This is a genomic window from Streptomyces sp. BE303, from assembly GCF_036290945.1.
Classification (GTDB): Bacteria; Actinomycetota; Actinomycetes; order Streptomycetales; family Streptomycetaceae; genus Kitasatospora.
This window is the reverse complement of the sequence record NZ_JAQYWZ010000763.1, coordinates 1-2,114: the sequence shown is the minus strand read 5'-3', so window position 1 is coordinate 2,114 and position 2,114 is coordinate 1. Positions and strand designations below refer to the sequence as shown.

General features: G+C 74.4%; 1 protein-coding gene. It reads left to right on the top strand.

Annotation, left to right across the window (positions count from 1 at the left end; all coding sequences use genetic code 11):
- Positions 1-2,114, top strand: a 2,114-nt coding sequence (locus PUR56_RS22760; RefSeq protein WP_329950274.1) for a condensation domain-containing protein, incomplete at both ends; no start/stop codon positions are given.

Here is a 2,114-nt window from a genome sequence, read left to right as displayed (position 1 = left end):
TGACGTGGTGCGCTGGCGGGCCGACGGCCTGCTGGACTTCCTGGGCCGGGCGGACGACCAGGTGAAGATCCGCGGCTACCGGGTCGAGCCCGGTGAGATCGAGGACGCCCTCGCGGCCCACGAGGACGTCGCCCAGGCGGCCGTGGTGGTCCGTGAGGACACCCCCGGCGTCAAGCGCCTCGCCGCCTACCTCGTGCCGGCCGGCGCCGGCGTCGACGTCGCCGAGGTGCGCAACGGCCTCGCCCAGCGCCTGCCCGAGTACATGGTCCCCTCGGCGTTCGTCGTCCTCGACGCGCTGCCGCTGACCGTCAACGGCAAGCTCGACCGCAACGCCCTGCCCGTCCCCGACACCACCTCCGCCGGCCGCGCCCCCCGCGACGCCCGCGAGGAGATCCTCTGCGGCGCCTTCGGCGAGGTGCTCGGCCTCAACGAGGTCGGTCCCGAGGACCACTTCTTCGACCTCGGCGGCCACTCGCTGCTCGCCACCCGCCTGGTCACCCGGATCCGCACCCTGCTGGGCGGCCGGCTGACGGTCCGCGACCTCTTCGAGGCGCCCACCCCGGCGGGTCTGGCCCACCGGGCCGGCGGCGACGGCGAGCAGCGCCCGGCCCTCGGCCGCCGCGAGCGGCCGCAGGACCTGCCGCTCTCGCACGCCCAGCGCCGGATGTGGTTCCTGCAGAACCTCGACGGCTCCGGTGCGACCTACAACGTGCCGCTGGTCGTCCGGGTCACCGGCGCCCTCGACGCCGACGCCCTGCGCGCCGCCGTCCGCTCGGTGACCGAGCGCCACGAGAGCCTGCGCACCGTCTTCACCGAGCGCGACGGCTCCGTCTACCAGCACGTCCTGGACGCCCCCGCCCTCGCGGACGCCCTCCACGTCGTGCGCTCCGGCGAGCAGACCCTGGCCGCCGACGTCGAGGCCGCCGTCCGCCACGGCTTCGACCTCTCGGCGGAGGCGCCGCTGCGCGTCACCCTGCTGGAGATCGCCCCCGGTGACCACGCCGTGGTCCTGCTCTTCCACCACATCGCGGGCGACGAGTGGTCGATGCTCCCCTTCATCGACGACCTGACGGCCGCGTACACGGCGCACGTCGCCGGGACCTCCCCGGCCTGGTCGCCGCTGCCGGTCCAGTACGCCGACTACACCCTCTGGCAGCAGGAGCTGCTCGGCGCCGCCGACGACCCGCAGAGCCAGCACAGCCGCCAGGTCGCCTACTGGCGCGAGGCGCTCGCCGGGCTGCCCGAGGAACTGCCGCTGCCGACCGACCACCCGCGCGTGCCGGTGGCCGGCTACCGCGGCGACACCGTGTTCGCCCAGGTGCCGCCCGCCGTCTACCGCGGGCTCCGGGAGGCCGCCCGGGCGACCGGCACCACCACCTTCATGGTGCTCCAGGCCGCCGTGGCGACCCTGCTGCACCGTCTCGGCGCCGGCACCGACATCCCGCTCGGCGCCCCGGTCGCGGGCCGCTCCGACGCCGGGCTCGACGCCCTGGTCGGGTTCTTCGTCAACACCCTGGTCCTGCGCAACGACCTTTCCGGCGACCCGACCTTCGCGGACCTGCTGGGCCGCACCCGGGACACCGACCTGGCCGCCTTCGCCCACCAGGACCTGCCCTTCGACCGGCTGGTCGAGGCGGTCAACCCGCCGCGCGTGCCCGGCCGTCACCCGCTCTTCCAGGTGATGCTCGGCTACCAGCACAACGACGGCCAGGGCGGCCGGCTGCTCGGCCTGGAGAGCCGCATCCTGCCGTTCGAGCTGGGCGCCGCGAAGTTCGAACTCGACTTCAACTTCGAGGAGACCTCCTCGACCGAGGAGATCGACATCGCCTTCGAGTACGCCACCGACCTCTACGAGCGGGCCACCGCCGAGGGACTGGTCGAGCGCCTGCTCGCCGTCCTGGAGCAGGTCGCGGCCGACCCGCACCGCCGCATCGGCGCGCTGGACGTGCTGACGTCGGGTGAGCGGGGGTTGCTGGGGGAGTGGGCGGCGACGGGTCGTGAGTTGCCGTCGGCTTCGGTGGCGGATCTGCTGGCGGAGCGTGCGGTGTCGGTGCCGGACGAGGTGGCGCTGGTGTTCGGTGCGTCCTCGTGGACGTACGCGGAGCTGGATGCGC